We start from the raw sequence: 26383 nt of genomic DNA on the forward strand, positions 1-26383 counted from the left end.
TTGCCGCGTACTCCCATTTGGGTATCGCTTTATTCACTTTGCGGCATCGCGGCATGAACAAGATGATTCGGAACCCTATTCCCAAAAATCTATGATCATGGATTATCGGTGCTTTTTTGCGATTGCTGTGGTGAATCACCTGCCGCCGCGACCCGAATCATCCATGCTGCACTGCATTAAAGGACAGGTGTCAGGATTTTGGGTGATCGGCTGATGCGTCCCGCCACCGCGTTTCGGGCAGGAAAAGGGTCGTGACCAGCGCCACGCCCATGCAGCCGGTGACATACCAGAAGAAGGCGCTCTCGACCCCGGCGCTCTTGAATCCCAGCGCCACCGACTCTGCCGTACCGCCGAAGATCGCCTGGCTGACCGCATAGGGCAGGCCGACGCCGAGCGCACGGATGTGCGGCGGGAAGAGCTCGGCCTTGACGACCGCGCTCGTGGCGCTCGATCCCGAGATGATCAGATAGGCGACGCACAGCAGAAGGAAGGCCTCGATCATGCCGTCGGCGCGGCCCAGCGCGGTAAAGAGAGGCACCGTGCCGACGATCCCGCCGATCCAGCACCAGTAGAGCAGGGGCTTGCGGCCGACCTTGTCCGACAGCGCGCCGAGCATCGGCTGGATCACCACATAGAAGATCAGCGCCGCCGAGCAGACCAGCGACGCCTTGTCCTTGGCGAAGCCCGCGCTGCCCACCAGATATTTCTGCATATAGGTTGTGAAGGCATAGAAGCTGACATTGCTGCCGATCGACAGGCCGAAGACGAGCGCCACCTGCTTCGGCCGCTCGCTCAGCAGCGTTACCAGCCCACCCTTGCGCCGCTCGCGATCGCTTTCCGCGACGAAGTCGGGGGTCTCGTCGATCCCGCGCCGCAGCCAGAAGACCGACAGAGCGAGGATGGCGCCGGTGGCGAAGGCGAGACGCCAGCCCCAGGCCTCCAGTTGCGCCTCGGTCAGGAAGAAGAATTGCAGCGTGACGAGCAGAGCGAGCGCCAGCAACTGTCCGGCGATCAGCGTCACATATTGGAAGCTCGACCAGAAGCCGCGTTTGTCGGGCGGCGCGATCTCGGTCAGATAGGTGGCGGCGGTGCCGAACTCGCCGCCGAGGCTCAAGCCCTGCGCCATCCGCGCGAAGGTCAGCAGGATCGGAGCCCAGATCCCGATCGTCGCATAGGTCGGCGCGAAGGTGATGATCAGCGACCCCGCGCACATCAGCGTGATCGACCAGGTCAGCGCGCTCTTGCGCCCATAGCGGTCGGCCAGCATGCCGAGCAGCCAGCCCCCCAACGGCCGCATGAGGAAGCCGATCGCGAAGACGACGCTGGTCGACAGTAGCTGCGCGGTCGGATCGCTCGCCGGAAAGAAGCTCTTCGCGAAATAGAGCGAGAAGGCCGAGTAGATATACCAGTCATACCACTCGACGAGATTGCCGAGCGAACCGCCGATGACCGACCGGATCGGGCGGCGTGCACTGGACGAAGCCTGCAAGATGGGTCCTCCCGGAGATCGCGATGGCGTCTGTCTGCCGGGAAAGGGGAGGCGTGGCTAGGCGTGAATTGGCGTATATCGCAGCGTCATGCAGGTAACGAGATACTCACGGGATCATCGAGCATGGGCTGGGTTGCGGGTAGGAAGCGTGGGTGGCCCACTGCTCCGGTCACGACGCCAGGGCCGATGTCCCCGTCACGAAGGCGGTTCGCTCGACGACCTGCCTGACATGAAGACGGTATGCGAATTGCGCTGCTGTTGGGGCAAGGCATCAGGGAAGGGAGAAATCAGCCGCAGGACATTGATTGAACGGGCGCTCGTGGGAGTTTGCAAAGTGCCTTCGCGCTCCGGATGTGGAACAATCAAACAGTATACTGTCCCTATTTTTCCTGCGCTCGGCAAAAGGATGAATACTGCATGGATGCCCGCGCGGTCTTATTGCTGAAGCTCCAGGCCCATCCCGAGCTCAGCTTCAGCGAAACTCCCGATGTCGTCCGCATCGAAGCACCCGGTCCGCATGGCTTCGCGGTCGAACTTCACAGCCTTGGGGCGCGATCGAAAGTTTTCCTAGGCAATGCCGGCTTTCATGAATCGTTCGGCTCCGGTAGCGAAGCGCTGAACTTTATCGCCTGGTGCTATTCGGGCACGGCTCGGCTGCGGGAAATCTGGCGCGGAGGCTCGGCGCAGGCCGCTGTCCTTGAAGCGCTGGAAGCGGGAGAGTGGCGGCCAGTTGCCGAGACCCGCTTCTTCTTGGTGCCATTCTGGCGATTGCGACGCGAGATCATCCTGGAAAATCCCAGCCTGCTGCAAGGGGCAGAGCGCTGACAGCGCATAAGGATAATCCAGGCACAGTGTGTTCATGGCCGGGCACCGTCAATCCGGTCGATACAGGCCAGGTCTCTCACCCGGCGGGTGGTTTCCCTTTCGCCGTTCAAGAGCATCAGTCCGGTCCGTTCCGGGCCGTCTGGAGCGCGGGGATAGCCAATTGCCCGCTCAATCTGTCCCCTCGTTGATCGAAATCCGGAAGGTCTGAAGGGCGGGCAGCGCAGTCAGGCAGCAAGCCGTGCCGTTACGCTCCGCTCCTTGGGCGTGCCGGTCTCAAATCGCCCGACCAGGTCGGCCAGATGATCCGTTTCGCGCGCCAGGCTGAGGGTCGCGGCATTGGCTTCCTCAACCATGGCGGCGTTCTGCTGCGTGACTTTCTCCATATCGCTGACCGCCGCGTTGATGTCATTCAACTGGTTGGATTGTGCCTCGGAACTGCTCGCGATGGTCTGAACCAGGCCGCCGATTTCGGCGATGCGCCCGATGATGCGCTCCAGCACGTCGCCGGTTTCTTTGACCAGGCCGACACCCACGTCGACCTGATCGCCTGCAGCGGTAACGCGGGCTTTCACCTGTTGGGCAGCGTCCGCAGAGCGCTGGGCCAGTGCCCGCACTTCGCTGGCAACCACGGCAAAGCCTTTGCCCGCTTCGCCAGCACGTGCGGCTTCGACACTCGCGTTCAGGGCAAGCAGGTTGGTCTGAAACGAAATGCCATCGATCAGGCCGATGATTTCGGAGATCTCCCGAGAGTGGCGTGCGATGCCGTCCATCGCCTCGATGGCGTGGCGCACGACATCGCCCGATCGTTCGGCGTCACCGCGTACGATCGACACGGTTTCATTAGCATGCGCAGCTGCGGTCGCGGTTTCGGAAACGGTCTGGGTCACTTCCGCAACATGTATCGCGGTCTTCTCAATGCGAGCGGTCTGCATTTCCGTTCGATGCGCCAGGTCGGTGGACGCCTGGCGGATTTCCGCGACGCCCACATTGATTGACCCTGCTCCGCTGGCGACCTGCAGGATCGTCTGCTGCAGGGCCTGTTGCGCACTGTTGAAATCGTCTTTCAGCTTGGCAAACGGGCCCGTCAGATGCGCGGTGACAGGCGTCGCGAGATCACCTCCGGCCAGCCGGGCAAGCCCTTCACCGATCGTGGAGACAAGCATCTGTGCCTGCTGCTCTGCCTGCTGTGCCTTGGACGCGTCCGCAATCTTCAACTGGTTGCGAAAATCCTCTGTCGCATGTGCCAGCATGCCCAGTTCGTCTTCGCGTTCGGCATAGGGGATGTCGATGGCAAGATCGCCTTTCGCCATGCTCTGAACTGCGCCAGCCAGCTCCGATATGGGAGCGATCAGCTTGCGACGGCTGGCGATCGTGATCGCCCCCAAGAGGATCATGATGATCACCAAGCTCACAATATTGGCATAGATGGCGAGCCGCGCCTGCGCAGCGCTTTTGGCCTTCACGTCAGCCACATGGGCTTCGATCCTATCGGAAATGCCGGCCATCCCTGTTTCGAGCTTCTCGAAGGTGACCATGAATGCGGGAAACTGCGCGCGTGCCGCCACACCATCGGTTTTCGCCAGTTGGGCGGCCTCTTTGGCCTTGGCTACATAGTTTTTCAGATCCGCCTCGATGGCAACGGCGGCCTGAGCCACTTTGGGATCGCCGGTATACTGTCGGTCGATTTCGGCATTGCGCAGGAACAGCGCCGCATGATCGTTCAGATCAGAGATGTTCTTGTCGATATCGATCGAAGGATCGACGTCGGCCTGCAGGACGCTCAGCAGATCGCTTCTGATGGCATCATGCATCATGTCCGCATCGGCATGGGTGCGCAAAATGCCGGTCGCGTTCGAAACAGCTTCCAGCGCCGCACTGCCTCTCGTACTGGCCCAGATGCTGAACAGGCCCGTTATGGAAGCAACAAGAAATATTGCTCCCATCGCCATATGAACGCTTCTGCCGATCGATTTCATAGTCTCTCTCTCATGCGGGGGGAGTATGCCGCTCAACATGACGGATTTTATGGTACCTCCTATTGCATATTTGCCTTTAGCATTGGTGAATCTCAGATTTTACGAATGTTAAATATTATAAGCGATAATCGCCTATCGAATTTATCGGGCAAAATGCCATGGCGATATTCAAAAAACTTGCAGTTGCAACTCTCTTGTCGTGCATTCCCTACGGTAATCTTCACGCGCACGATGCGGAGAGAGCTATCGACATTTCCGCAGATTACACCGCGGACGTGGTGGAGGTTCTAGGCCGTCGCACGAACCATAATACTTATTGGTTAGACAATTTGAATATAACTGCAGACGCCGATCTCGATCGTCTGGTCGGCTGGCAAGGCGGCGCGCTTCACGTTCATGTTCTGAACAATTTCGGCGGGATGCCGAATAACGCTGCGGGCACGTTGCAAGGCGTCGACAATATCGAGGTCCCTTCGCAACGGCTGCGCCTGTTCGAAGCATGGCTGGAACAGGGGATCGGCGAAAATACCACTGTCCGGGCCGGCCTCTATGATCTCAACAGCGAGTTTTACGCCAATGATGCGGCGGGCACGCTGACCGCACCGGCCTTTGGCGTGGGATCGGAGATATCGGCGACAGGTCCCAACGGTCCCTCCATCTTCCCGTCGACAGCTCTGGCGGTGCGGGTCGAGCATCGGTTCGACGGCAATGGCGTCATACGGTTTGCCGCAATGAATGCGCACGCCAATACCGTGGGTGACCCGGGCGGGGTGGATTTCAAGTTCCACGATGGCCTGTTGTTGATCGGCGAAGCCGGGATCGAGCGTGACCTCGAACTGACGGTCGGCGTCTGGGCTTACACCCGGCGCCAGGACGACATTTACGCGGTGGATGGCGATGGCGCGCCGCTGCGGCGCAAGGCGCATGGTGCCTATGTGATCTTCGAACATCCGCTCGGTGGACAGGAAGGGCCCGGCGCGGCCAAGGCGTTTTTCCGTGCCGGTGTTTCGGATGGCCGTACGACGCCGTTTCGTGGCGGCTGGCAGGCGGGCATAACGATAGCCCAGCCGATCGCGTCGCGACCTGACGGAGTATTTTCGATCGGTGCGAACCAAGGATATCTGTCAAAGGGTTATCGCGCATCCCTGCGCGATGGAGGGACCCGATCCACTGCTGCGGAAACGGCGCTCGAAGTCACCTATGCGGACATGCTGTTCGGCAAGCTGGGCGTTCAACCGATCCTGCAGCTTGTTCTGGATCCGGGCGGTGAAAAGAGTCGCGGCCCGGTGGGTGTCTTCGGCATGCGCTTCAGCATCGGCTTCTGAAGCAGGCCCTTAGGTTCTCGGGTCGGATGCGGCCAGAAACCGTCATCTGGCAGTTTTCCAGCTCCTTTTCACAGGAAGCGCGACGGCGCCTTGTGCAATCATGTAGGGGCAGAAAATAACATACTGTCCCCAATTTTTCGGAAGTTACTCGGCGGCTTCGGCCAGAGTCCGTGCCGCAGGGCGGAAGGGGCAGGTCTCCTCCTTCTCGGCCATGTCGAAGACGAACAGCATTTTCGCCAGACCGCCAAGATAGCTCATCACAGTGCCCAGCTCGAGGATCTGCGCATCATCGAAGTGCGCGTGCAACTTGGCGTAGAGCTCGGGCTCGAGGTGCCCCTGAATGTTGGTCATCAGGAATTCGTCTGCCAGTTCGAGCACCGCGATCTCGATATCGCTGAAGATCGATCGATCGCCTTCGATCGCATTCAATTGCTCTTCACTGTAGCCGACTTCCTTGGCGCCGATGGTGTTGCCAAGGTTGCAACTGCGGCAGCCGTGACCAAGGCTCATGCGCAGCCGTGCAAGATGCTTGAGTTTGACGTCGACGCGACCGCCGTAGAAGATCTTCTCGTAGAAATCGACCATGGTGAAGTCGAGCAGTTCCGGTGCGTGGGCGCCTTTCTCGATGAAGCCAGCCTGGCCCGTCAGCTTATAGACGAAATCCCAGTCCTGCTGGAGCTTGGGAGAAAGTTCGTCCCGGCGGAAACTCTTGATCGTATCAGCCATGCATCTTCTCCTGTCTACGCTGCCGGTTAGAGCATGCAGTGTTTTTCTGCACGATTTCAGCAGTCTATATGCAGGGAGGCTATCATGAGGGCGGTGTCCCCCGGCCTATCCAATAGGCTAGGGCGCCAGACGTCTCCAAATCTCTGGCTGAGCGTACCGCCTAATATAGTCCCAGCCCCATTACCTCGACCTCGTCGAGGATCAGGCCGAAGACGAAGTTCAGGCGCAGGCGGTAGGCCTTGGCGCTTTCAATTTCGCTTTCGACCTGTTCCTTCGCGGTGTGGCGGACGTAGCGGCGGTCGACGAGCGAGGCGAAGCCGCTGGGGAGGACCAGGCTGACGATCGTCTGGCTGGTGAAGCGCGTGCCGGGGCGGGTTGAGGTCCAGTGGTTCGACATTTCCAGATCGGCCGGAAAAACGCGGTCGGTAGTGAAGCTGTACTGCCGTTCCCAGCCGCCGCTGCGGTCCGCACCGGGGGCGAGGCGTTCGAGGGTCCAGCCATGGTCGGCGTCCAGGCGCATGCGGAACAGGGCACCGTCGGGCCCCGGGGTCTCGGCGCCGTCGCTGAGCGGCATCGGGGGCGAATAGCCGCCGCCGAAGCCGGCATCGGCGAGCCAGGTCTGCCCGCCGACCTCTACCAGATTGGCGGTGTGGGTGCGCGGAGGCAGGCCTTCGGTGCGCAGCCAGACGCGCGCCAGGATCGGCCGCGCGTCGAAGCCGATCGCGTGCAGCGCGCGCAGGAACAGCTGGTTCTGCTCGAAGCAATAGCCCCCGCGCCGATGGTGGACGAGCTTGGCAAAGACATGATCGGGGTCGAGGCTGATCCCGCGTCCCAGCGCGATGTCGAGATTTTCGAACGGGATGGTCAGCCGGTGCTGGCGCTGGAGAAAGTCCATGCCGCCCCAGTCCGCATCGGGCGCCTGCTTGAGGCCGATCCGCGCGAGATAGGCGTCGAGGTCGAAATCGGCGGGGTTGGTCGCGTCGCTCATTTCTTGCAGCTTCCCGTGCGGTGACCGCTACCTTCGGTCACGATCTTCACGGGCTTGCCGTCCTTCATGCCGGTCGAAACGGTCGAGATCTTGTAACTGTCCGCCGTGTAGCTGCCTTTCGACGCAACGAGCAAGCCGTCGGGGAAGCGCTTGTTGGTGCAGAAAGTGTCATAGGAGAGCTGTCCGCCCGCCATCGAGAAGCGCCGCTTGGTGCACTGCGCGGCATCGTCCTGGGTCAGCAGCGCTTCGGGGCGGCGCGCCAGCTCGGCGGCGTCGTGGCAACTCTTGCGCTTGCGATTGCCCGCGAACATTTTGACCACCCATTGGGGCACGCCCGGCACATCAGCGCTCAGCATCGTTGTCTGATGGTCCCAGCCGCCCGGTGCGAAGCCCTCCGCCAGGGCCGGCGGCGCATGACCAAGAGTCAGAGCGGCGGCAACGAGCGAAGCGGGTCCGATCGAAAGGCGGGCTGTCGTCATATCAGGGTTCCTCATGGGCTGCGCATGCGGAGTGCGACTTGGGGCAGCCATTGCTGATCTACGGTTCGGTTGGGGGATAAGGTTGCGGTCGGTCAGCGGAAGCGGTTCAACTTGCGGGCATAATGCTGGAGACGTAGCGGAACCCAATCCTGGATGAAATGGTCCATCGCAACCCGCCGGTCTGGCCGGTCGCCGCTGCCCGGCCGGGGGCGAAAGACCGTCGTGCGCTCGGGTTGCGCGTCGCCGGCCGGGAAGGCGGTATAATAATAGGTGGCGATCGACCGGCGCGACCGGTCGGCCGGACAGCGCAGCGGGTCTGGGTGGCCATGGAAGCTATCGGCATCGGTGTTGAAGACCACCGCGCGGCCGAGCAGGGGGGCGACGCGCACCTCGCAGCGGCGCATGTCGCGGTCCCACAGTTCGAGGTCGCCGCCCCATTCGGCTTGCCAGCCCTCGTTCAGATAGATCAGCAGATTGAGCCTGCGGCGGAGCTTCAGGCGTGGATGGCGGTTGAAGTCGGCATGGATCGACAGATGACCACCCGGCAGCGTCTCGTGCAGCCCCCCGCCCAGATACCAGGGATCGGGGATAAGCCCCTCGATCCCGGTCAGCGCTTCGAGGAAGCCCAGAAAGGCCGCGCCGTTAAGGTCGGCGAGCAGGGTGCGCAGCCCGGCATGGTCGATGTCCTCGGGGCCGAACTGATATTTGAAGCGCTCCTGGTCGCGGTCGAAGAAGCGCTTTCCGGTCCGATCCGGGAAATGACCCGCAAGCCCCGCCAGCAGGGCCGGATCGATCAGATCGTCGATGACGATGTTGGGGAAGGGGGTGGCCTCCGCATAGCGCTGCGCCAGCGCCGTCCCCGCCGCACGGCACGCCGCCGCGTCGAACCCGGCCGCGCCGCCCCGGTCGCGATAGAGAAGCAGGCCGTCCAGCTGGCTCATGGGGAGGGAAGATAAAAGGTGAACATTCGCGACCTCTATCCTACATTAGGAAAGCCATGACCATCCAGATCCGCACCAGCCTCGATGACGTCGATCTCGGGCAGAGCTTCGTCCCGCACCGGCCGGAGCGGCCCGAGAAGAGCGAGGGCGGCAAGGCGTTCAAGCTCGTCTCCGACTATCAGCCCTCGGGCGACCAGCCGACCGCGATCGCCGAACTGGTGGCGCAGGCCGAGCAGGGCGAGCGAGACCAGGTGCTGCTGGGCGTCACCGGATCGGGCAAGACCTTCACCATGGCGAAGGTGATCGAGCAGCTTCAGCGCCCGGCACTGGTGCTGGCTCCGAACAAGATCCTCGCGGCGCAGCTTTACGGCGAGTTCAAGCAGTTCTTCCCCGACAATGCGGTCGAGTTCTTCGTCAGCTATTATGACTATTACCAGCCCGAGGCCTATGTCGCCCGGACCGACACCTATATCGAGAAGGAAAGCTCGGTAAACGAGGCGATCGACCGGATGCGGCACTCGGCGACGCGTTCGCTGCTGGAGCGCGACGATGTGCTGATCGTCGCCTCGGTTTCCTGCCTCTATGGTATCGGATCGGTCGAGACCTATTCGGCGATGATCTTCGACCTGAAGAAGGGCCAGACGGTCGACCAGCGCGAGATCATCCGCAAGCTCGTCGCGCTCCAGTATAAGCGCAACGACGCCGCGTTCTCGCGCGGCAATTTCCGCGTGCGCGGCGACAATCTGGAAATCTTCCCGTCGCATTATGAGGACAGCGCCTGGCGGATCGCCTTCTTCGGCGACGAGATCGAGGAGATCGTCGAGTTCGACCCGCTGACCGGCAAGAAGGCCGCCAGCCTCGACTATGTCCGCGTGTTCGCCAATTCGCACTATGTGACCCCCGGGCCGACGATGAAGCAGGCGATGGAGGCGATCCGCTTCGAGCTGACCGAGCGGCTGAAGGAGCTGCAGGCCGAAGGCCGCCTGCTGGAGGCGCAGCGGCTGGAGCAGCGTACCAATTTCGACCTCGAGATGATCGCGGCGACCGGCAGCTGTGCGGGCATCGAAAATTATTCGCGCTTCCTGACCGGACGCCTGCCGGGCGAGCCGCCGCCCACGCTGTTCGAATATCTGCCCGAAAATGCGCTGCTGTTCGTCGACGAGAGCCACCAGACGATCGGCCAGATCAACGGCATGTCGCGGGGCGACCATCGCCGCAAGATCACGCTGGCCGAGTATGGCTTCCGGCTGCCCTCCTGCATCGACAACCGCCCGCTGCGCTTTGCCGAGTGGGAGGTGATGCGCCCGCAGACCGTCTATGTCTCGGCGACCCCGGGCGACTGGGAGATGAACCAGACCGGCGGCGTGTTCGTCGAGCAGGTCATCCGCCCGACCGGCCTGATCGATCCGCCGGTCGATATCCGCCCGATCGAGAGCCAGGTCGACGACCTCGTCTTCGAGGCGCGCGAGACGGCGAAGAAGGGCTATCGCACGCTCGTCACGACGCTGACCAAGCGCATGGCCGAGGATCTGACCGAATATCTGCACGAAGCGGGGCTCAAGGTCCGCTACATGCACTCGGACGTCGAGACGCTGGAGCGCATCGAGCTGATCCGCGACCTGCGACTGGGGGTGTACGACATCCTCGTCGGCATCAACCTGCTGCGCGAGGGGCTCGATATTCCCGAATGCGGGCTGGTCGCGATCCTCGACGCGGACAAGGAGGGTTTCCTGCGCTCCGAAACCTCGTTGATCCAGACGATCGGCCGCGCGGCGCGCAACGTCGACGGGCGCGTGATCCTTTATGCCGACCGCATCACCGGTTCGATGGAGCGGGCAATGGCCGAAACCTCGCGCCGTCGCGAGAAGCAGGAGGCCTATAATCGCGAACATGGCATCACGCCCGAGACGATCCGCCGCAGCATCACCGACATCGTCGGCCATCTAGCCTCCAAGGACCAGGTCACGGTCGACACCGGGATCGAGGATCGGCCGCACATGGTCGGCCACAATCTGCGCGCCTATATCGAGGAACTCGAGGGCAAGATGCGGGCGGCGGCGGCCGACCTCGAATTCGAGGAGGCAGGCCGCCTGCGCGACGAGATTCGCAAGCTGGAGCAGGAAGAGCTCGGCCTGCCGGTCGACGAGCATCGCGCCCCGATGAAGAGCAACAGCCACAGCGGAAAGCCGGGAACGCGCACGACCAAATATGGAAAGATGAAGGCGGCGCGCGGTCGCCGGTGATTGTCATGGCGACAATTGTTCTCTATATGTTCCGTGACATTTTCTGTCACGGAACGGGAATAAGAGCGTCATGCATGCAATCGCCGAGAGGATGCGGGGGCCGATGGAGAGTGCGTTCGATCTCGATCGCTTCGTGAAGGCGCAGGAGGGAGCGTTCGACCAGGCGTTGGGCGAAATCCGTCGGGGCCTCAAGCGCGGGCACTGGATGTGGTTCGTCTTCCCGCAGCTGCGCGGCCTCGGGCGAAGTCCGACCGCCCGGCATTATGGTCTGGGGTCCGGCGCCGAGGCCGCGGCCTATCTTGTCCATCCGCTGCTGGGCGCACGGCTGCGCGCCTGCGTCGAAGCGCTTCAGGATCTGGAGCAGGGGAGCGCCGTCGAGATCTTCGGTGAGGTCGATGCGATGAAGCTGCGGTCCTCGCTGACGCTGTTCGCCGAGGTGGCGGGGGAGCGGCTGTTCGTCGCGGCGCTCGAACGCTGGTTCGACGGGCAGGCCGACCCGCTGACGCTCGACCTGTTGCGGGAGGGCGGGCGATGAGCGATCCTGTCCGCTGCCGCTGGTCCGAGCGCGACCCGCTCGAGACCGTCTATCATGACAGCGAATGGGGCGTGCCCGAGCGCGATCCGCGCGCGCTGTGGGAAGCGCTCATGCTTGAAGGCTTTCAGGCGGGGCTGTCATGGACGATCATCCTGCGCAAGCGCGATGCCTTTCGCGCGGCCTTCGCCGGTTTCGATCCCGAGCGCGTGGCGGCGTTCGGGCCATCGGATGTCGAGCGGCTGATGCAGGATCCGGGCATCGTGCGGGCGCGTGCCAAGATCGAGGCGACGATTATGGGAGCGCGCATCTTCCTCGCCATGCACGACCGGGGCGAGGATTTTGCCGACTATGTCTGGTCCTTCACCGACCGCAAGGTCCTCCAGGGAGACGGCCTGAGCGTTCCGTCGAGCACGCCGCTGTCCGAACGCATCTCGAAGGACCTGAAGACGCGCGGCTTCAAATTCGTCGGGCCGACGATCGTCTATGCGTGGATGCAGGCGATCGGCATGGTCAACGATCACGCGCTCTATTGCTTCCGCCGCGATCAGGTCTGACGTCAGGCGCTGACGCCAGGCGTTGAAGATGCGCGGCGCGCGGGGCTTGCGTGGCGGGGCCGGCCATGCTGTCTCGCGACCATGCAGATCGCGGTCCTGACCTTCGACGGGTTCAACGAACTCGACTCCTTCGTCGCCTCGTCCGTCCTCAACCGGATGCGCGCCAAGGGATGGAGCGCACAGATCTGCGCGCCGACGCCCCAGGTCACGTCGATGAACGGCGTCCGCATCGACCGGCAGCAGCCGCTGGACTTTGCGATGGAGGCCGACGCCGTCCTGATCGGCAGCGGCATCCGCACCCGCGAGATCGCCGAGGACCGGGCGCTGCTCGATCGCCTGCGCCTCGACCCCGCGCGCCAGTTGATCGGCGCCCAATGCTCGGGGACGCTGCTGCTGGCGAAGCTCGGCCTGATCGGCTCACTCCCCGCCTGCACCGACCTGACGACCAAACCCTGGGTGGTGGAAGCCGGCGTCGACGTCATCGACGCCCCCTTCATCGCCCATGGCAATGTCGCGACGGCCGGCGGCTGCCTCGCCTCCATCTACCTCGCCGCCTGGACGATCGCACGGGGTGCCAGTGTTGAGGATGCGGCGGCGGCGATCCACTATGTCGCGCCGGTGGGGGAGAAGCAGGCCTGGATCGAGCGCGTCGTGGGTGTGATTGGGCCTTACGCGGTTGCGCAGGCCATCAAATAGACAGGGGCGAACTGCAGAGCTGCCGGCTCGAATAGGATGTCATTGCAGCGCTTCATGTGACCTGACATGAATCGGGTATGTCGAGTGTGGCAATCCTGATGTTAGCGAGCAGTGTCGCGCTTCCGCCCTGCGATCTCGCAGCAGTAAAGACGGATCGGGCCGTTCATGAAGCGCTCAGTCGTCGTGCCGTTGAGGTGATTGGGCTGTTGGCGATACCGGGCGCCCGATCCGAGGCGCGCTTGGCATCTCTAATTGCGCCGTTCGCATCCTTTGATCTCGGTAGCGGGGACGTTGGCCGTCCGCTGGGACAAGGGGTTGCAGGCGCTAGAGCTTTAGCTGCGGAGATGAACGCCGATAGCTTTCAGTTTTACGGATGGGACTACATGGATGGGCCGGCAAGTGCTTGCTCGGTTCAGAAGGTGACAGTGGAGTTCTTGAGTACAGCCGATCGGCGGGCTTCAAAAGTAGAGTTCAGCTTCGATAGAGGCCAGATAACCTTGGGTAAAGGGTGGTCGCGCTCTTTAGAGCGTGGCTCATTGCCTCACAGAAGCATATTTTTCCAACGATAGTAGCGGTTACGGTGGCAGTGCATTCAATTGACGCCCTATGTCGTGCTTGTCCGGGATTACTCGTCCTTTGCCCTCCACCATAAATCGGGGACGGTATACTATTTTCTACGCGCGAGGCTTGGTTCTTGGCTCTGTAGAGAACGAAATAGTATACTGTCCCCGATTTTCATGCTCTAATAAAAAATTTGGTGGTCGGTTGGAAGCATTAAGAAGGCCATCTCGAAGGTTGCGGGGACACTATACTTAATTCGATAGGTTCTGTCCGAGGCCGTTAGGGAGCGGCGGAGCGAGCTGTGTTGAGTATAGTGTTTCTTTTATCTCCCGCGTCCCTTTTATCTCCCGATTATGCCTCAATACCGACTCCCCCGGCTCGCCTAAATTCGCTAATAAAGTCTTGGACACTCTTCTTGTCAAATAAATGTGCTATTACTCGATGCGATGTACCATTGGCATCCGTAAATACATAGCCGGGCAAATGATCAAAATCGCCAGCTGCGCCTTTTTTAAAAGACGCTCCGACAATCGACATCTGCCAAATCTGAACCCCGAATCGCCTAAACTGCAAGCGGCCATCCTTGATTTCTAAAATTGCCGTCGCGTTGAAGCAAACAATTGCTGCGGCCAATGATATCAAGGCAGCACCAGCCACAAATCCTCCCGCCGTCACCCCTGCAACTCCGAAACCTGCGAGAGGGAATGAGACTATCAGAAGCGGTAGCCAGGCGCGTCTCTTCGCTCTCAGCCGTAAATTCATTTGCATGTCTCCCCGGCATGGCAATCGGGTTTTACGAGATCAGTAGCAGAGTTTACGAACTTCGCTGCAGCTCAGCCTATTGCGGCTTGCAGTATCACCCGAGCCTTAATCCGCTGCATTGTCAGCGAACTACCAATCTATTCGAGGCGAATGTCCGCCGGATAGGATGGCACGCACCGGCCACCCTTTGCTCACGCCCCGGTAACCGGCGCCCGTCCCCCTCAATCCGCGAACGGATCGCGGACCAGGATCGTGTCTTCGCGCTCGGGGCTGGTCGAGACCAGCGCCACCGGGCACTGGATCAGCTCTTCGACGCGGCGGATATATTTGATCGCCTGGGCGGGCAGTTCGGCCCAGCTGCGCGCGCCGGCGGTCGACTCGCTCCAGCCTTCGATGCTTTCGTAGATCGGCTCGACCCGCGCCTGGTCCTGCGGGTGCGGCGGGAGATAGTCGTAGGTCTTGCCGTCGAGCGTGTAGCCGACGCAGATCCGGATTTCCTCGAAGCCGTCGAGCACGTCGAGCTTGGTCAGCGCGACGCCGGTGATGCCGGAGACCGCCGCCGACTGGCGGACGAGGACCGCGTCGAACCAGCCGCAGCGGCGCTTGCGCCCGGTGACGGTGCCGAACTCATGCCCGCGCTCGCCCAGCCGCTGGCCGGTGTCGTCGGTCAGCTCGGACGGGAAGGGGCCGGAGCCGACGCGGGTGGTATAGGCCTTGACGATGCCCAGCACGAAGCCCGCTGCCGACGGGCCGAGGCCCGAGCCGCTCGAGGCGGTGCCGGCGATCGTGTTCGACGAGGTGACGAAGGGATAGGTGCCGTGGTCGACGTCGAGCAGCACGCCCTGCGCGCCTTCGAACAGGATGCGGCGGCCGGCCTTGCGCGCCTCGTTCAGCGTCAGCCAGACGGGCTTGGCGAAGGGCAGGATGAAGTCGGCGATCTCGCGCAGGTCGGCCTTCAGCTTTTCGCGATCGACCGCCGGCTCGCCGAAGCCGGCGCGCAGCGCGTCGTGATGCGCGCAGATGCGGTCGAGCTGCGGCTCCAGATCGTCGAGATGGGCGAGATCGCAGACGCGCAGCGCGCGGCGGCCGACCTTGTCCTCATAAGCCGGGCCGATGCCGCGACGGGTGGTGCCGATCTTGCCGGCGCCGCTCGCATCCTCGCGCAGGGCGTCGAGATCGCGGTGGATCGGCAGGATCAGCGGCGCGGTCTCGGCCAGCTGGAGATTGTCGGGGGTGATGGTGACGCCCTGGCCCTTGAGCTTCGCGACCTCGTCACGGAAGTGCCAGGGATCGAACACCACGCCATTGCCGATCACCGACAGCGTGCCGCGCACGATGCCCGAAGGCAGCAGGCTGAGCTTGTAGACCTGCTCGCCGACGACCAGAGTGTGGCCGGCATTATGTCCGCCCTGGAAGCGGACGACGACGTCGGCGCGCTCGGACAGCCAGTCGACGATCTTGCCCTTGCCCTCATCGCCCCATTGAGCGCCGATCACCGTGACGTTGGCCATGCTTCTTCCCTGTTCCAGTAGCGGTCCGGTCCCGGCCTGCGGGCGGCGCCGGGGCGAGGCCGGGCGCGGGAGTACGGATCGGGTCGTTCAAAGTGGTCGGGGACCATCCCCATCAAAAATATGCGTGCAGCCGAGCGCGCGGGCGTCGTCCTCGGCACAGAGCGCGGCGACCGTCGTCCAGTCCTCCGAGCGCAGGCGCGCACCGATATCGGCGGCGGTGCCGATCGGCAGGAAGACGCGGCGATGCTCGACCACGCCCAGGCCGACGTCGACCAGCGGATCGATATAGAGCGAGAAGCCGATCGCCTTTTCCTCATGCCCGTCCGCGTGCATGATCGTATAACCGCCGCCCCGGCCGATCTCACCGCTCAGCCCCTGGCCGAACAGCGAGAAGCCGATCCAGCTCTGATATTCGAACCCATGGCGCTCGGTCGGGTCGAGCGTCAGCGTTACGCGGTCGCCCAGCGCCGCCACGATCGCGTCGATCGCCGACAGGCGCTTGTCGAGCGCCTGCGCACCCGCGATCGAGCGCAGCTTGGCGAGCGCGGGGCCGACCGGGCCGGCGGCCTCGATGAAGGGCAGATAGGCGTCGGCGCCGAGCCGGGCGAGGCCCCCGGCATCCTTGGCGTCGAGCAGGTCGCGCACCGCGTCGATCCGGTCGGCGGGCAGCGGCATCGCGCCGGCGGCCAGCGTCTCGACGAGGTCGGGCAGGGTCAGGTCGACGGTGATGCCGGTGACGCCCGCGACCTCGAGCGCTTCGACCGCGACGTTCAGGATCTCGATGACGGCGGCGAGGCTGTCGGTGCCGATCAGCTCGGCGCCGGCCTGGGTCAGCTCGCGCTCGGGGCGCAGCTGGGTCGCGCGCAGCTTGATGACGGGGCCGCCATAAGCGAGGCGCAGCGGGCGGGCGCGGTGGCCCATGCGGGTGGCGGCGATGCGGCCGACCTGCGCGGTGATGTCGGGGCGCAAGGCCAGCGTGCGCTGCGAGACCGGATCGACGAAGCGCAGCAGATCCTGCGCGCGCGCCGATTTGAGGCGGCCGACCAGCTCTTCCTCGAACTCGGCGAGGGGCGGGGTGACGCGCATATAGCCATGGCGCCCGATCGCGACGATCACGCGGTGGAGCAGGCGCGAGCCCGCCTCCGCCTGCGGCGGCAGGCGATCACGCAATCCTTCGGGGAGCAGGCCTGGTGCTATGGTCATGGGGTGAGGCTCATAGCGGTCCCTGACGGAGGTTCAACTGCAACCTGCATCATGGGGCCGGTGCCCCGATGGCGGGCGGGCGCCCGGAGACGCCCGCCCGTCCGATTGTCAGAAGCGCAGCGACTTGGCGCTCTTCACGCCCGGAAGCTGGCCGATCTTCGCCTTGAGCGCGTCGTCGACGCGGGTGTCGACCGACAGCAGCAGCACGGCCTCGCCACCGGCGGTGCGGCGGCCGAGGTGGAAGGTGCCGATGTTGACGCCGGCTTCGCCCAGCGTGGTGCCGAGGCGGCCAATGAAGCCGGGCGCGTCGACATTGACGACATAGACCATGTCGCCGGTCAGGTCGGCCTCGACCTTGACGCCATAGATCTCGACGAGGCGCGGCTCGGCATTGGCGAACAGCGTGCCGGCGACGGACTTGGAACCTTCGGCGGTCGTCACCGTGACGCGGACGAGGGTCGAATAGTCGCCCTCGCGGTCATGGCGCACTTCGCGCACGTCGAGGCCGCGTTCCTTCGCGAGGAAGGGCGCGTTGACCATGTTCACCGTGTCCGAATAGACGCGCATCAGGCCCGCGAGCACTGCGCCGGTGATCGGCTTCTGGTTGAGCTCGGCGGCCGCACCCTCGACCTCGATCGCAACCGCCTTGATCGCGTCGCCCTCGAGCTGGCCGACCAGCGCGCCGAGATGCTCGGCCAGCGCCATATAGGGCTTCAGCTTGGGGGCTTCCTCGGCCGACAGCGACGGCATGTTGAGCGCGTTGGTGACGCCGCCGGTCAGCAGGAAGTCCGAGATCTGCTCGGCGACCTGGATCGCGACATTGACCTGGGCCTCGTTGGTCGACGCACCGAGGTGCGGCGTGGCGATGAAGCCTGGCGTGCCGAACAGCGGCGATTCCTTCGCCGGTTCGGTCACGAACACGTCGAGGGCGGCGCCCGCGACATGGCCGCTATCGAGCGCATCCTTGAGCGCCGCCTCGTCGATCAGACCGCCGCGCGCGCAGTTGATGATGCGGACGCCCTTCTTGGTCTTGGCGAGATTTTCGCGCGACAGGATGTTCTTGGTCGATTCGGTCAGCGGCGTGTGCAGCGTGATGAAGTCGGCCCGCGCCAGCAGCTCGTCGAGCGTGACCTTCTCGACGCCCATCTCGATCGCGCGTTCCGGGGTCAGGAAGGGATCGAAGGCGACGACCTTCATCTTCAGGCCGATCGCGCGATCGGCGACGATCGAGCCGATATTACCGGCGCCGATCAGGCCGAGCACCTTGTTGGTGACCTCGACGCCCATGAAGCGGTTCTTCTCCCACTTGCCGGCCTGGGTCGACTTGTCGGCCTCCGGCAGGTCGCGGGCGAGAGCGAACATCAGCGCGATGGCGTGTTCGGCGGTGGTGATCGAGTTGCCGAACGGCGTGTTCATCACGACGACGCCCTTGGCCGAGGCCGACGGGATGTCGACATTGTCGACGCCGATGCCGGCGCGGCCGACGACCTTCAAATTGGTGGCGGCGGCGAGGACGTCCTTCGTCACCTTGGTCGCGGACCGGATCGCGAGGCCGTCATATTGGCCGATGATCGCGATCAGCTCTTCCTTGGTCTTGCCGGTAATCTCGTCGACCTCGATCCCGCGGTGGCGGAAGATCTGTGCAGCAAGCGGATCCATCTGGTCGGAAATCAGTACCTTGGGCATGATTCTATCCTTAAGTCTGAAGTCGTCATGAAATGTGACGTCGTCATCAAGTCTGAACTCGTCATCCCCGCGAAGGCGGGGATCCATATTCTCTGAGCTCGAACCTCTTGCGGTTCGGGGGGTATGGATTCCCGCCTGCGCGGGAATGACGGGAGAATGGGGGCGTTACGCCGCGCGGACCTGCGACCAGGCCCAGTCGAGCCAGGGGCCGAGCGCCTCGACATCGGCTGTCTCGACCGTGCCGCCACACCAGATGCGAAGGCCCGGAGGGGCGTCGCGATAGCCGGCGATGTCGAACGCGGCTTCCTCGGTCTCGAGCAGGCCGGCAATCTTCTTGACCAGCGCCAGCTTGGCGTCGTCATCCATGCCTTCGACCGCCGCATCGGCGAACTTGAGGCAGACCGAGGTGTTCGAGCGCGAAGCCGGATCCGCCGCGAGATGGTCGATCCAGTCGGTACGCTGAACCCAGGCATCGACCGCCGCCGCATTGGCGTCGGCGCGGGCGATCAGGGCGGGCAGGCCGCCGATCGACTGTGCCCATTCGAGGCTGTGGATATAATCCTCTATCGCGAGCATCGACGGCGTGTTGATCGTCTCGCCCTTGAAGATGCCCTCGATCAGCTTGCCGCCCTTGGTCATGCGGAAGATCTTCGGCAGCGGCCAGGCCGGGGTGTAGCTTTCGAGACGCTCCACGGCGCGCGGGCCGAGGATCAGGATACCGTGCGCGCCTTCGCCGCCCAGCACCTTCTGCCAGGAGAAGGTGACGACATCGAGCTTGTCCCAGGGCAGGTCCATGGCGAAGCAGGCCGAGGTCGCGTCAGCGATCGTCAGGCCTTCGCGGTCGTCGCGGATCCAGTCGCCATTCGGAACACGGACGCCGGACGTGGTGCCGTTCCAGGTGAAGACGATATCGGTCGACTGATCGAGCGCGGCAAGGTCGGGCAGGGTGCCATAGGGCGCCTTGACCACATCGGCTTCGATCTTCAGCTGCTTGACGACATCGGTGACCCAACCTTCACCGAAGCTTTCCCAAGCGACCATCGTCGCTTTGCGGGCACCGAGCAGGCTCCACATCGCCATCTCGACCGCGCCGGTGTCCGATCCGGGGACGATGCCGATGCGGTGCGTGGCGGGGACGCCGAGAATTTCGCGGGTCAGGTCGACCGCATGGTTGATGCGGGCCTTGCCGAGCTTGGAGCGGTGCGAGCGGCCGAGCGAGTCGGTGGCCAGATTAGCGGCGGTCCAGCCCGGAGGCTTGGCGCAGGGGCCCGAAGAAAAATGGGGGCGTGCCGGCTTCGTCGCCGGGCGAGCAGTATCAGTCATGTAGTCTCTCCTCACAGAGAGCACGCGCTGCGTTGGGACAGCGTGGCCCGCCGCCGCTTCTAGAGTGCGGGCGTGGCAAGTCAATGACCGATGTTGCAGTGCGAAAATTATTACTGCGACGGAATTAGTATCGGGAAATCAGTGTTCTAGAGCTCAGAGCTGACCTCCTTTCACTTCTTCCGCTTCCCCAAAGGACGTTCGGCACAAACAAAGAAGGCCCCGGACTCGCGCCCGGGGCCCTTTTTGAAATCGCTGGTACGGCTTACTTTGCCGGAGCGGCCTCGTTGCCACCTTCCGCCGGAGCGGCGGCGTTGTCGGCGGCGGCGCCTTCGGCGGCCGGAGCGGCCTCTTCGGCCGGAGCGGCCGGGAGCGGCTTCGGCGCGTCGCTCTGCTGGTTCAGATAAGCGATGATGTTGGCGCGATCCTCGGGCTTGGAGAGACCGGCAAAGGTCATCTTGGTGCCCGGCGCGAAAGCCTTCGGGCTCTTCAGCCAGTCGCTGAGATTCTGCCAGTCCCAGCTGCCACCCTTGCCCGACAAGGCCTCGGAGAAGGCAAAGCCCTTGCCCTTGCCGATCGGCTCACCCAGCACGCCCCACAGGTTCGGGCCGAGCGCGTTCGGGCCGCCCTTGGTGGCGTTGTGGCAGGCCGCGCACTTCTTGAAGACTTCCGCGCCCTTGGCGGGGTCGGCGCTCGCCAGATAGAAAGCGATCGGCTTCTCGGCGGCGGCGCCGCCACCGGCGGCGCCTTCTTCCTCGACGCCCTCCACGACATAGCCCATCTTCTCGGGGCGCTCGCCCTTGAAATATCCACCGCTGAGGATCGAAAGGCCCAGCGCGGCAATGCCGCCCGCCAGCGCCCATCCGGCAATCGTGTTAGCGCGATCGTCCATGTGCCCCTGTAGCTCCCATTGGTAACGTGGGGGGGAAGGACCCACGCCGAATTCGCGCCCCCTTTAGAATCGCTTGCCTGCCTCCGCAAGCGTTCCAACGCGCTTATGTCGCGCACCGCGCTTGCGGAGCCGTCCGGCGGCGCCTAATCGGCCCCCGACATGCAGAACTATCCCGCTCCCGCGCAGGCGCTGGTCGCCGAGATGACAGCCGCTTGCGAAGCCGACACCGCCCGTGCCGTGGCCTTTCAGGGCGCGCCCGGCGCCAATTCGCACATCGCCGCGCTGGAAGCTTTTCCCAACGGCCTGCCACTGCCCTGTTTCAGTTTCGAGGATGCGCTGGACGCGGTGCGCGACTTTCGCGCCGACTGCGCGGTCATCCCGATCGAGAACTCGCTGCACGGCCGCGTCGCCGACATGCATTTCCTGCTGCCCGAATCGGGGCTGGTGATCACCGGCGAGCATTTCCTTCACATTCGCCACACGCTGATGGCTCTGCCCGATCATGGCGAAATCGCCACGGTGATGAGTCACCCCCAGGCATTGGGCCAGTGCCGCCACTGGCTTCGCGCGCACGGCATGACCGCCGTGGCCTATCCCGATACCGCAGGTGCTGCTGCGGCGGTCGCTGAGGCGGGAGACGGCACCGTCGCGGCACTCGCCCCGTCGATTTCTGCGGCGCTCTATGGCCTCAAGGTCGTCGAAGACAATGTCGCCGACGCTGCCGATAACACCACGCGCTTCGTCGTTCTGGCCCGAGAGCCGCGCGACATTGCGCCCGACGCCGGTCCGGTGATGACCACCTTCATCTTCGAGGTGAAGAATATTCCGGCCGCGCTCTACAAGGCGCTCGGCGGCTTCGCGACCAACGGCGTCAACATGACCAAGCTGGAAAGCTACCAGCGCGGGGCCAGCTTCGCGGCGACCGAGTTCTTCGCCGATATCGAGGGGCATCCTGACGATCCGCATGTGCGCCGGGCGCTGGAGGAACTGGCGTTCCACACCAAATGGGTTCGCCTTCTCGGCACCTACCCCCGCGCACGGGAGCGCGGGTTCGGCAACTGACCGGCGCTGGCGGCGCTCAGGCGCCGTTGGCCCAGGCGGTCAGCAGGGTGTGGGCGATCGCCAGCGGAAAGCGCATGTTGAACAGCGCGTCGGGCTCGCCCGCCAGCGCAGCGCGCACCTGATCGCGATCGACCCAGATCGCCTCGGCCAGCTCCTTCTCGTCGAGTCTGACGGTCTTGTCGCGGACCTTGGCGATGCAGCCGATCATCAGCTGCGACGGGATCGGCCAGGGCTGGCTGGCGAGATAGCGGACCTCGGTCACAATCACGCCCGCCTCCTCGAACAATTCGCGCGCGACGGCATCCTCGATCGATTCCCCGACCTCGAGGAAACCCGCGAGAGCCGAGAAGAAGCGTGGCGGCATGTTGATGTTGCGGCCGACCAGAACATGATCCTCATGCTCGGCGAGCATGATCACGACCGGGTCGGTGCGCGGATAATGCTCGGTGCCGCAGCCGCCTTCGTCCTTCAGGCAGAATCGCGCCCAACCGGAGCGGGCGACCTTGGTCGGGCGCCCGCAATTGGCGCAGAAGCGATGCCGGTCGTGCCAGTCGACCAGCGAACGCGCGGCGGCATAGATGGCCGGGGCACCGGGTTCGGTCATCGCGGCGGCACCGCTGATCGTCGCGCCGCGCTGGTCGCGGCCGGGCGGGATCTTTGACAGCGAGACGAAGCAGGGCCTCTCGTCAAGCAGGCCCAGCAGGGCAAGGTCCGCCTCGGGATCGGCTTCGGCCAGACCGGTCCAGACGAGCCGCCCTTCCGCGTCGAGCACGGGCGCGAGACCGTCCAGCTTCAGCAGCTTCGCCTGCGGATCGGCGCAGGCCGCTTCGAAATAGGGAAGATTGTCGCGCTCGATATCGATGCGGACGAGCGGTGAGCCGGTGAACCCGGGGGTAGGAATCTTGGACATCAACTCTCCCTGCCTGCACGACTGGCGCCTTCGCGACCGGCGATAGCGCGCTCGGCGGCGCGTGCGAAGAGGGTCGGAAGGCCAGCCTCGCCGATGCTGGCGACCGGCCACCATTCGCCTTCGCCATCGGGGCTGCCGGTGGCGCGCACCACCGACAGGCGCAGCGCGAAATGGGTGAAGACATGATCGACCGCCCCGCAAGGAAGCCAGTCGGCGGCAATTGGGGCCGAGGCGAGGCCGGGCGCGGCATCGACCCAGTCTCCCGTGGGCAGCGCGCGCATCCCCCCCAGCATTCCCTTGGCCGGACGCCGGACCAGCCAGACCTTCTCGTCGCGCTCGATCCAGAAGGCGGTGCCATGGCGCTGCGGCTTGGGCTTCTTCGCGGCCTTGACCGGAAAGGCCGTGGGCGTGCCGAGCCTGCGTCCCTCGCAGCTGTCGGATAAGGGGCAGATCAGGCATTGCGGCGACCGGACCGCGCAGATGCCGGAGCCAAGGTCCATCATCGCCTGCGCGAAATCGCCTGCGCGCTCCTCGGGGGTGACCCGCGCCACCAGCGCGCGCAGCCTTGGGCGGGCCTGGGGCAGGGGCTGGTCGAAGGCGAAGAGCCGGCTGACTACACGCTCGACATTGGCATCGACGACGACGGCGCTTCGGCCAAAGGCGATCGCAGCGATGGCGGCGGCGCTGTACTCGCCGATTCCCGGCAAGGTCCGCAGGGCTTCTTCCGTGTCGGGAAAACGGCCGCCATGGTCGGCTGCGATGGCCCGGGCGCAGGCAAGCAGGTTTCGGGCTCGCGCATAATAGCCGAGCCCCGCCCAGGCGGCCATGACGTCGGCATCGTCGGCCCGGGCGAGATCGCGTACCGTCGGCCAGCGCGTCATGAAACGCTCGAAATAGGGCTTCACCGCCGCGACGGTCGTCTGCTGCAGCATCGTCTCGGACAGCCACACCCGATAGGGATCGGGCAGGGGCGCACCCGGCTCGGCGCGCCAGGGCAGATGCCGACGATGAACATCGTACCAGGCCAGCAATTTTTCGGAGACGGCATCGACGGACATGGGGCGCCTATGGCATGAAGCGCGCGATGAACGAAGTGCCCCCAATCGCGCCTGTCCGAAAGCGCAAGGCCCAGCCTGAAGCCGCGCCTGCCCGCCCGCGTGGCGGTGGCGCCAAGTCGGTTGCGGACATGCTTCCGGACGTCGGGCGGGCCGCGTTCCGCCGTTTCGGATTCGTCCAGAGCTCGGTCGTGAGCCGCTGGGCGGAGATCGTCGGCGAGCGCTATGCCAAGGTATCGCTACCCGAATCGATCCGCTTTCCGGCAGGCAAGCGCTCTGACGGCGTCCTCACCCTGCTGGTGGAAGGCGCGCATGGCCCGATGATGCAGCATGTCCTGCCGACCATCGTCGAGCGGGTGAACCGCTTTTTCGGCTATGGCGCGGTTGCGCGTGTGGTGCTGCGGCAGGGGAGTTGCGCGCGGCCCGAACCGCAGCAGAGCCGCGTCGCGCCGCCGTCGCTCAAGCCGATTTCACCCGACATCGGCGGCAGCCTGCGCCTGATCGCCGACCCTGAGTTGCGCACATGCCTCGAATCGCTGGCGGGCAAGCTGGCCGCGACCAGCGGCGCACCCGTCATCGCCTCCGGAGAGACAGAGCTTTGATCCGATCGACCATCCGCCTGGCCGCCCTCGTGCTGGCCGCGACCCCGCTGACGCTCGCAGCCGCCGCGCCGCCCAAGCCGGCCGCGAAGCCCGCTGCCGGCGCCAACTGGCTCGCCACCGTCAACCGCACCCCGGAAGGCGCGATCGTCGTCGGCAATCCGGCGGCGAAGGTGAAGCTGGTCGAATATCTGTCGCTGACCTGCCCGCATTGCGCACAGCTCTCGCAGCAGTCGCTGCCGACGCTTCAGCGCGATTATATCGCCAAGGGGCTCGTCAGTCTCGAAGTCCGCCATGCGGTGCGCGACGGCTACGACTTCGTCGCCTCGCTACTGCTCCGCTGCGAACCGCCGACGCGCTATCTCGGCTCGATCGAGGGCCTCTTTGCGACCCAGGAAGACTGGATGGCCAAGGGTGCCGCGGCCAAGAACGATGCGGCTTTCGAAGCCAAGTCGCAGGATGAGAAGATGGCGGCGGTCGCCAAGTCGGCTGGCTTCGACGCCTATTTCCAGAAGCGCGGTCTCAATCCAAAGGCTTATGCCGCCTGTCTCGCCAACGAGCCGGCGAAGAAGCAGCTGGCCGAGATGGCTGGCAATGCCTGGCAGCGCGACGGCATTCCCGGTACCCCGCTGATCCTCATCAACGGACAGCGCAAGGAGAATGTCCACGGCTGGTCCGACCTCGAGCCGATGATCAAGGCTGCGCTGAAGTAACCCGATCCGTGCTGCTTACTTGAACGTAGCGGGATCCAGCGTGATCTCGGTCTTCTTGAGAAACGACGTAACCGAGAGCGGACGGCGATTTTCGACGACATCTGTTGTCTGCTCGATCGATGGCAGTGAGTCGAAGGCCGGATATTGAGCCCATTGTTCGGGCGTCATCAGCGTGATCCGGAAAAATCCCTTCCTCCCATCGTAGGCTGACGCCTTTTTGTCGTCATCCTTCTGGCCGGAAAGCTCACGGCTTTCGCTTTTGTCCCCGCCCGCCAACTCGACGATCAGCGCTGCACTGGTCGGATCATTACGAACGACCAGCAGGGTGCCATTGTCGCCCAACGGCTGAAGATAACCGGTTGCGCCATCGTCCAGTTGGTAGAGGGGCCGACTCGCATTCGAACGGATGTCGTCTCGGCAGAGGCGGGCTGGCGGTTCGGTAGGAGCATCTGCTTCGGGCTTCTCGGCCATCGAAGCAAGCATCGCGCCGACCAATATCACGGCGGAGGGCTGCTCGAGTTCCTCCGCACGTTCATTGGTGAGAGACCGCAGACATGCTCCGATCGGCACGGTGTCCTTCCTCGGGACATTGGATGGCCAGGACAGACCATAGAGGAAGTCGCGCATCGCTTGGTCGAGCGCGGCGGGAGACAGCGTTCTCGACGTCATCCGCAGCTTGACGATCCACCTGCCCATCGGGACGATCGCAAGACCGGTGCTGCCAACATTGTTGGAAGCCAGCGCATAGCTCTGGCGAAGCGCCGAAGTGTCGGATCCAGAGCCCATCTGAAAGGCGGTCGGCGCGGCACCCTTGCCCACCCCGCCCAATAACTGGGATCGCTGCAGATACCATGAAGAGATGTCGAACCAGAGCGCCGGATCGGGCATTGCGGGTCTGTAGATATAGACGGATGCCAATGTCTGGCTGCCAGGCTCGTCATATGTGCCAGCGAGGTCGATCTGCTTGCCGTCGCTGATGTCCTCGACCATGCGCCGGCTGAACGGGCCGATCATTGCGGGAAAAGCGAACTTGCTGCCCTTGTGCACCCAGGGCTTTCCGGCCTTCGTCCTGATTTCCTGCCGCACAACCGGCGCAGCGGTGGCCGCAGTGGCGATCAACGTTGCGCATAGCGCGCTCAGGGCAGCCCGCTTCATCGTCGTCCTCCCGTCCAGCAGCAGCAAGTCTAAACCTCGCTTCGCGCTGAGCCTACCGCCGCCTCGGATAGACGCGTCCATTTTGGATTTGATCGTGGAGGGGGTGGCGAAGGCGTTTGCCTGCTTGCACCGCGCGTCTCCAAGGCTATCACTGTCGCCCAACGGCCCCGTGGCTGC

The 26383-nt window shown here is 64.0% G+C and carries 24 protein-coding genes; 9 read left to right on the top strand and 15 right to left on the bottom strand.

Annotated features, from left to right (window positions below; translation table 11 throughout):
• Window positions 1-190 precede the first annotated feature (190 nt).
• On the bottom strand, window positions 191-1489 hold the full coding sequence (locus G6P88_RS19645; RefSeq protein ID WP_165324706.1) for an MFS transporter: 1299 nt from the start codon (window positions 1487-1489) through the stop codon (window positions 191-193).
• A 417-nt stretch (window positions 1490-1906) separates the two neighbouring features.
• Here G6P88_RS19645 and G6P88_RS19650 point away from each other — a divergent pair, with 417 nt between their 5' ends.
• The gene (locus tag G6P88_RS19650) at window positions 1907-2314 is read left to right on the top strand and encodes a hypothetical protein (RefSeq protein ID WP_165324707.1); all 408 of its coding nucleotides are present in this window, start codon (window positions 1907-1909) and stop codon (window positions 2312-2314) included.
• A 224-nt stretch (window positions 2315-2538) separates the two neighbouring features.
• Here G6P88_RS19650 and G6P88_RS19655 read toward each other — a convergent pair whose 3' ends face one another.
• The gene (locus tag G6P88_RS19655; RefSeq protein ID WP_165324708.1) at window positions 2539-4290 is read right to left on the bottom strand and encodes a methyl-accepting chemotaxis protein; all 1752 of its coding nucleotides are present in this window, start codon (window positions 4288-4290) and stop codon (window positions 2539-2541) included.
• A 158-nt stretch (window positions 4291-4448) separates the two neighbouring features.
• Between G6P88_RS19655 and G6P88_RS19660 the strand changes: the two genes are divergently transcribed.
• Window positions 4449-5615, top strand: coding sequence for a carbohydrate porin (locus tag G6P88_RS19660; RefSeq protein ID WP_165324709.1), 1167 nt, complete (start codon window positions 4449-4451; stop codon window positions 5613-5615).
• A gap of 144 nt (window positions 5616-5759) precedes the next feature.
• Here G6P88_RS19660 and G6P88_RS19665 read toward each other — a convergent pair whose 3' ends face one another.
• The 4 genes from G6P88_RS19665 to G6P88_RS19680 form a co-directional block, all read right to left on the bottom strand.
• Complete coding sequence (locus G6P88_RS19665; RefSeq protein ID WP_165324710.1) at window positions 5760-6341, bottom strand: carboxymuconolactone decarboxylase family protein; 582 nt, start codon at window positions 6339-6341, stop codon at window positions 5760-5762.
• Window positions 6342-6501: 160 nt separating this feature from the next.
• Window positions 6502-7329: an arylamine N-acetyltransferase family protein gene (locus G6P88_RS19670; protein ID WP_165324711.1), complete on the bottom strand. Its 828-nt coding sequence runs from the start codon at window positions 7327-7329 to the stop codon at window positions 6502-6504.
• Window positions 7326-7808 (bottom strand): DUF3617 domain-containing protein, encoded by a 483-nt coding sequence (locus G6P88_RS19675; protein WP_165324712.1) that lies wholly within the window; start codon window positions 7806-7808, stop codon window positions 7326-7328. The genes G6P88_RS19670 and G6P88_RS19675 overlap by 4 nt, the downstream gene beginning before the upstream one ends.
• Before the next feature lie 92 nt (window positions 7809-7900).
• A complete protein-coding gene (locus G6P88_RS19680) occupies window positions 7901-8749 on the bottom strand; it encodes a 2OG-Fe(II) oxygenase (protein ID WP_165324713.1) in 849 nt (282 codons plus the stop codon).
• 56 nt (window positions 8750-8805) lie between these two features.
• Here G6P88_RS19680 and uvrB point away from each other — a divergent pair, with 56 nt between their 5' ends.
• From uvrB to G6P88_RS19700, 4 genes are all read left to right on the top strand, one after another.
• Window positions 8806-10992 carry an excinuclease ABC subunit UvrB gene (uvrB, locus tag G6P88_RS19685; protein WP_165324714.1) on the top strand — a complete coding sequence of 729 codons (2187 nt, stop codon included), beginning with the start codon at window positions 8806-8808 and terminating at the stop codon, window positions 10990-10992.
• 70 nt (window positions 10993-11062) lie between these two features.
• Window positions 11063-11527, top strand: a complete 465-nt coding sequence (locus tag G6P88_RS19690; RefSeq protein WP_226946652.1) for a DUF1810 domain-containing protein — start codon at window positions 11063-11065, stop codon at window positions 11525-11527.
• Complete coding sequence (locus G6P88_RS19695) at window positions 11524-12081, top strand: DNA-3-methyladenine glycosylase I (RefSeq protein WP_165324716.1); 558 nt, start codon at window positions 11524-11526, stop codon at window positions 12079-12081. The genes G6P88_RS19690 and G6P88_RS19695 overlap by 4 nt, the downstream gene beginning before the upstream one ends.
• An 81-nt stretch (window positions 12082-12162) precedes the next feature.
• A complete protein-coding gene (locus tag G6P88_RS19700) occupies window positions 12163-12777 on the top strand; it encodes a DJ-1/PfpI family protein (protein WP_165324717.1) in 615 nt (204 codons plus the stop codon).
• 912 nt (window positions 12778-13689) lie between these two features.
• Here G6P88_RS19700 and G6P88_RS19705 read toward each other — a convergent pair.
• The 6 genes from G6P88_RS19705 to G6P88_RS19730 all read right to left on the bottom strand — a co-directional run bounded on the left by G6P88_RS19705 (window position 13690) and on the right by G6P88_RS19730 (window position 20712).
• Window positions 13690-14100: a hypothetical protein gene (locus G6P88_RS19705; protein WP_165324718.1), complete on the bottom strand. Its 411-nt coding sequence runs from the start codon at window positions 14098-14100 to the stop codon at window positions 13690-13692.
• Between the two features lie 221 nt (window positions 14101-14321).
• Window positions 14322-15611, bottom strand: coding sequence for an adenylosuccinate synthase (locus G6P88_RS19710; protein WP_165324719.1), 1290 nt, complete (start codon window positions 15609-15611; stop codon window positions 14322-14324).
• An 87-nt stretch (window positions 15612-15698) separates the two neighbouring features.
• Window positions 15699-16814: an ATP phosphoribosyltransferase regulatory subunit gene (locus G6P88_RS19715; RefSeq protein WP_165324720.1), complete on the bottom strand. Its 1116-nt coding sequence runs from the start codon at window positions 16812-16814 to the stop codon at window positions 15699-15701.
• A gap of 108 nt (window positions 16815-16922) precedes the next feature.
• Window positions 16923-18500, bottom strand: coding sequence for a phosphoglycerate dehydrogenase (gene serA / locus G6P88_RS19720; RefSeq protein WP_165324721.1), 1578 nt, complete (start codon window positions 18498-18500; stop codon window positions 16923-16925).
• Window positions 18501-18665: 165 nt separating this feature from the next.
• Window positions 18666-19823: a phosphoserine transaminase gene (locus tag G6P88_RS19725; protein ID WP_165324722.1), complete on the bottom strand. Its 1158-nt coding sequence runs from the start codon at window positions 19821-19823 to the stop codon at window positions 18666-18668.
• 262 nt (window positions 19824-20085) lie between these two features.
• Entirely contained in the window at window positions 20086-20712 is a 627-nt protein-coding gene (locus tag G6P88_RS19730; protein WP_165324723.1) for a c-type cytochrome, read from the bottom strand.
• Window positions 20713-20871: 159 nt separating this feature from the next.
• Between G6P88_RS19730 and G6P88_RS19735 the strand changes: the two genes are divergently transcribed.
• Window positions 20872-21774 carry a prephenate dehydratase gene (locus G6P88_RS19735; protein WP_165324724.1) on the top strand — a complete coding sequence of 301 codons (903 nt, stop codon included), beginning with the start codon at window positions 20872-20874 and terminating at the stop codon, window positions 21772-21774.
• Between the two features lie 16 nt (window positions 21775-21790).
• Here G6P88_RS19735 and nudC read toward each other — a convergent pair whose 3' ends face one another.
• Together nudC and mutY are read right to left on the bottom strand one after the other, a co-directional pair.
• Window positions 21791-22684 (bottom strand): NAD(+) diphosphatase, encoded by an 894-nt coding sequence (gene nudC, locus G6P88_RS19740; RefSeq protein ID WP_165324725.1) that lies wholly within the window; start codon window positions 22682-22684, stop codon window positions 21791-21793.
• Window positions 22684-23742 carry an A/G-specific adenine glycosylase gene (gene mutY / locus G6P88_RS19745; RefSeq protein WP_165324726.1) on the bottom strand — a complete coding sequence of 353 codons (1059 nt, stop codon included), beginning with the start codon at window positions 23740-23742 and terminating at the stop codon, window positions 22684-22686. The genes nudC and mutY overlap by 1 nt, the downstream gene beginning before the upstream one ends.
• A 14-nt stretch (window positions 23743-23756) precedes the next feature.
• Between mutY and G6P88_RS19750 the strand changes: the two genes are divergently transcribed.
• Both G6P88_RS19750 and G6P88_RS19755 read left to right on the top strand, forming a co-directional pair.
• Complete coding sequence (locus G6P88_RS19750) at window positions 23757-24341, top strand: DUF721 domain-containing protein (protein WP_165324727.1); 585 nt, start codon at window positions 23757-23759, stop codon at window positions 24339-24341.
• The gene (locus G6P88_RS19755; RefSeq protein ID WP_165324728.1) at window positions 24338-25051 is read left to right on the top strand and encodes a thioredoxin domain-containing protein; all 714 of its coding nucleotides are present in this window, start codon (window positions 24338-24340) and stop codon (window positions 25049-25051) included. Before G6P88_RS19750 ends, G6P88_RS19755 begins: the two co-directional genes overlap by 4 nt.
• A 15-nt stretch (window positions 25052-25066) precedes the next feature.
• Here the strand turns inward: G6P88_RS19755 and G6P88_RS19760 are convergent, their stop codons facing one another.
• Window positions 25067-26368 carry a hypothetical protein gene (locus G6P88_RS19760; protein ID WP_165324729.1) on the bottom strand — a complete coding sequence of 434 codons (1302 nt, stop codon included), beginning with the start codon at window positions 26366-26368 and terminating at the stop codon, window positions 25067-25069.
• Window positions 26369-26383: the final 15 nt, after the last annotated feature.

The sequence above is a fragment of the Rhizorhabdus phycosphaerae genome (genome assembly GCF_011044255.1).
GTDB classification, from domain to species: Bacteria; Pseudomonadota; Alphaproteobacteria; order Sphingomonadales; family Sphingomonadaceae; genus Rhizorhabdus; species Rhizorhabdus phycosphaerae.

Excerpts from the sequence above, each read along its gene's own strand:
- G6P88_RS19650 (WP_165324707.1), top strand. The coding sequence starts at position 1,907 with ATGGATGCCCGCGCGGTCTTATTGCTGAAGCTCCAGGCCCATCCCGAG.
- G6P88_RS19655 (WP_165324708.1), bottom strand. The coding sequence starts at position 4,290 with ATGAAATCGATCGGCAGAAGCGTTCATATGGCGATGGGAGCAATATTT.
- G6P88_RS19700 (WP_165324717.1), top strand. The coding sequence starts at position 12,163 with ATGCAGATCGCGGTCCTGACCTTCGACGGGTTCAACGAACTCGACTCC.
- G6P88_RS19750 (WP_165324727.1), top strand. The coding sequence starts at position 23,757 with ATGAAGCGCGCGATGAACGAAGTGCCCCCAATCGCGCCTGTCCGAAAG.
- G6P88_RS19670 (WP_165324711.1), bottom strand. The coding sequence starts at position 7,329 with ATGAGCGACGCGACCAACCCCGCCGATTTCGACCTCGACGCCTATCTC.
- G6P88_RS19675 (WP_165324712.1), bottom strand. The coding sequence starts at position 7,808 with ATGACGACAGCCCGCCTTTCGATCGGACCCGCTTCGCTCGTTGCCGCC.
- G6P88_RS19715 (WP_165324720.1), bottom strand. The coding sequence starts at position 16,814 with ATGACCATAGCACCAGGCCTGCTCCCCGAAGGATTGCGTGATCGCCTG.
- G6P88_RS19725 (WP_165324722.1), bottom strand. The coding sequence starts at position 19,823 with ATGACTGATACTGCTCGCCCGGCGACGAAGCCGGCACGCCCCCATTTT.
- G6P88_RS19660 (WP_165324709.1), top strand. The coding sequence starts at position 4,449 with ATGGCGATATTCAAAAAACTTGCAGTTGCAACTCTCTTGTCGTGCATT.
- G6P88_RS19665 (WP_165324710.1), bottom strand. The coding sequence starts at position 6,341 with ATGGCTGATACGATCAAGAGTTTCCGCCGGGACGAACTTTCTCCCAAG.
- G6P88_RS19695 (WP_165324716.1), top strand. The coding sequence starts at position 11,524 with ATGAGCGATCCTGTCCGCTGCCGCTGGTCCGAGCGCGACCCGCTCGAG.
- serA (WP_165324721.1), bottom strand. The coding sequence starts at position 18,500 with ATGCCCAAGGTACTGATTTCCGACCAGATGGATCCGCTTGCTGCACAG.
- G6P88_RS19735 (WP_165324724.1), top strand. The coding sequence starts at position 20,872 with ATGCAGAACTATCCCGCTCCCGCGCAGGCGCTGGTCGCCGAGATGACA.
- nudC (WP_165324725.1), bottom strand. The coding sequence starts at position 22,684 with ATGTCCAAGATTCCTACCCCCGGGTTCACCGGCTCACCGCTCGTCCGC.
- G6P88_RS19680 (WP_165324713.1), bottom strand. The coding sequence starts at position 8,749 with ATGAGCCAGCTGGACGGCCTGCTTCTCTATCGCGACCGGGGCGGCGCG.
- uvrB (WP_165324714.1), top strand. The coding sequence starts at position 8,806 with ATGACCATCCAGATCCGCACCAGCCTCGATGACGTCGATCTCGGGCAG.
- G6P88_RS19690 (WP_226946652.1), top strand. The coding sequence starts at position 11,063 with ATGCATGCAATCGCCGAGAGGATGCGGGGGCCGATGGAGAGTGCGTTC.
- G6P88_RS19730 (WP_165324723.1), bottom strand. The coding sequence starts at position 20,712 with ATGGACGATCGCGCTAACACGATTGCCGGATGGGCGCTGGCGGGCGGC.
- mutY (WP_165324726.1), bottom strand. The coding sequence starts at position 23,742 with ATGTCCGTCGATGCCGTCTCCGAAAAATTGCTGGCCTGGTACGATGTT.
- G6P88_RS19710 (WP_165324719.1), bottom strand. The coding sequence starts at position 15,611 with ATGGCCAACGTCACGGTGATCGGCGCTCAATGGGGCGATGAGGGCAAG.
- G6P88_RS19705 (WP_165324718.1), bottom strand. The coding sequence starts at position 14,100 with ATGAATTTACGGCTGAGAGCGAAGAGACGCGCCTGGCTACCGCTTCTG.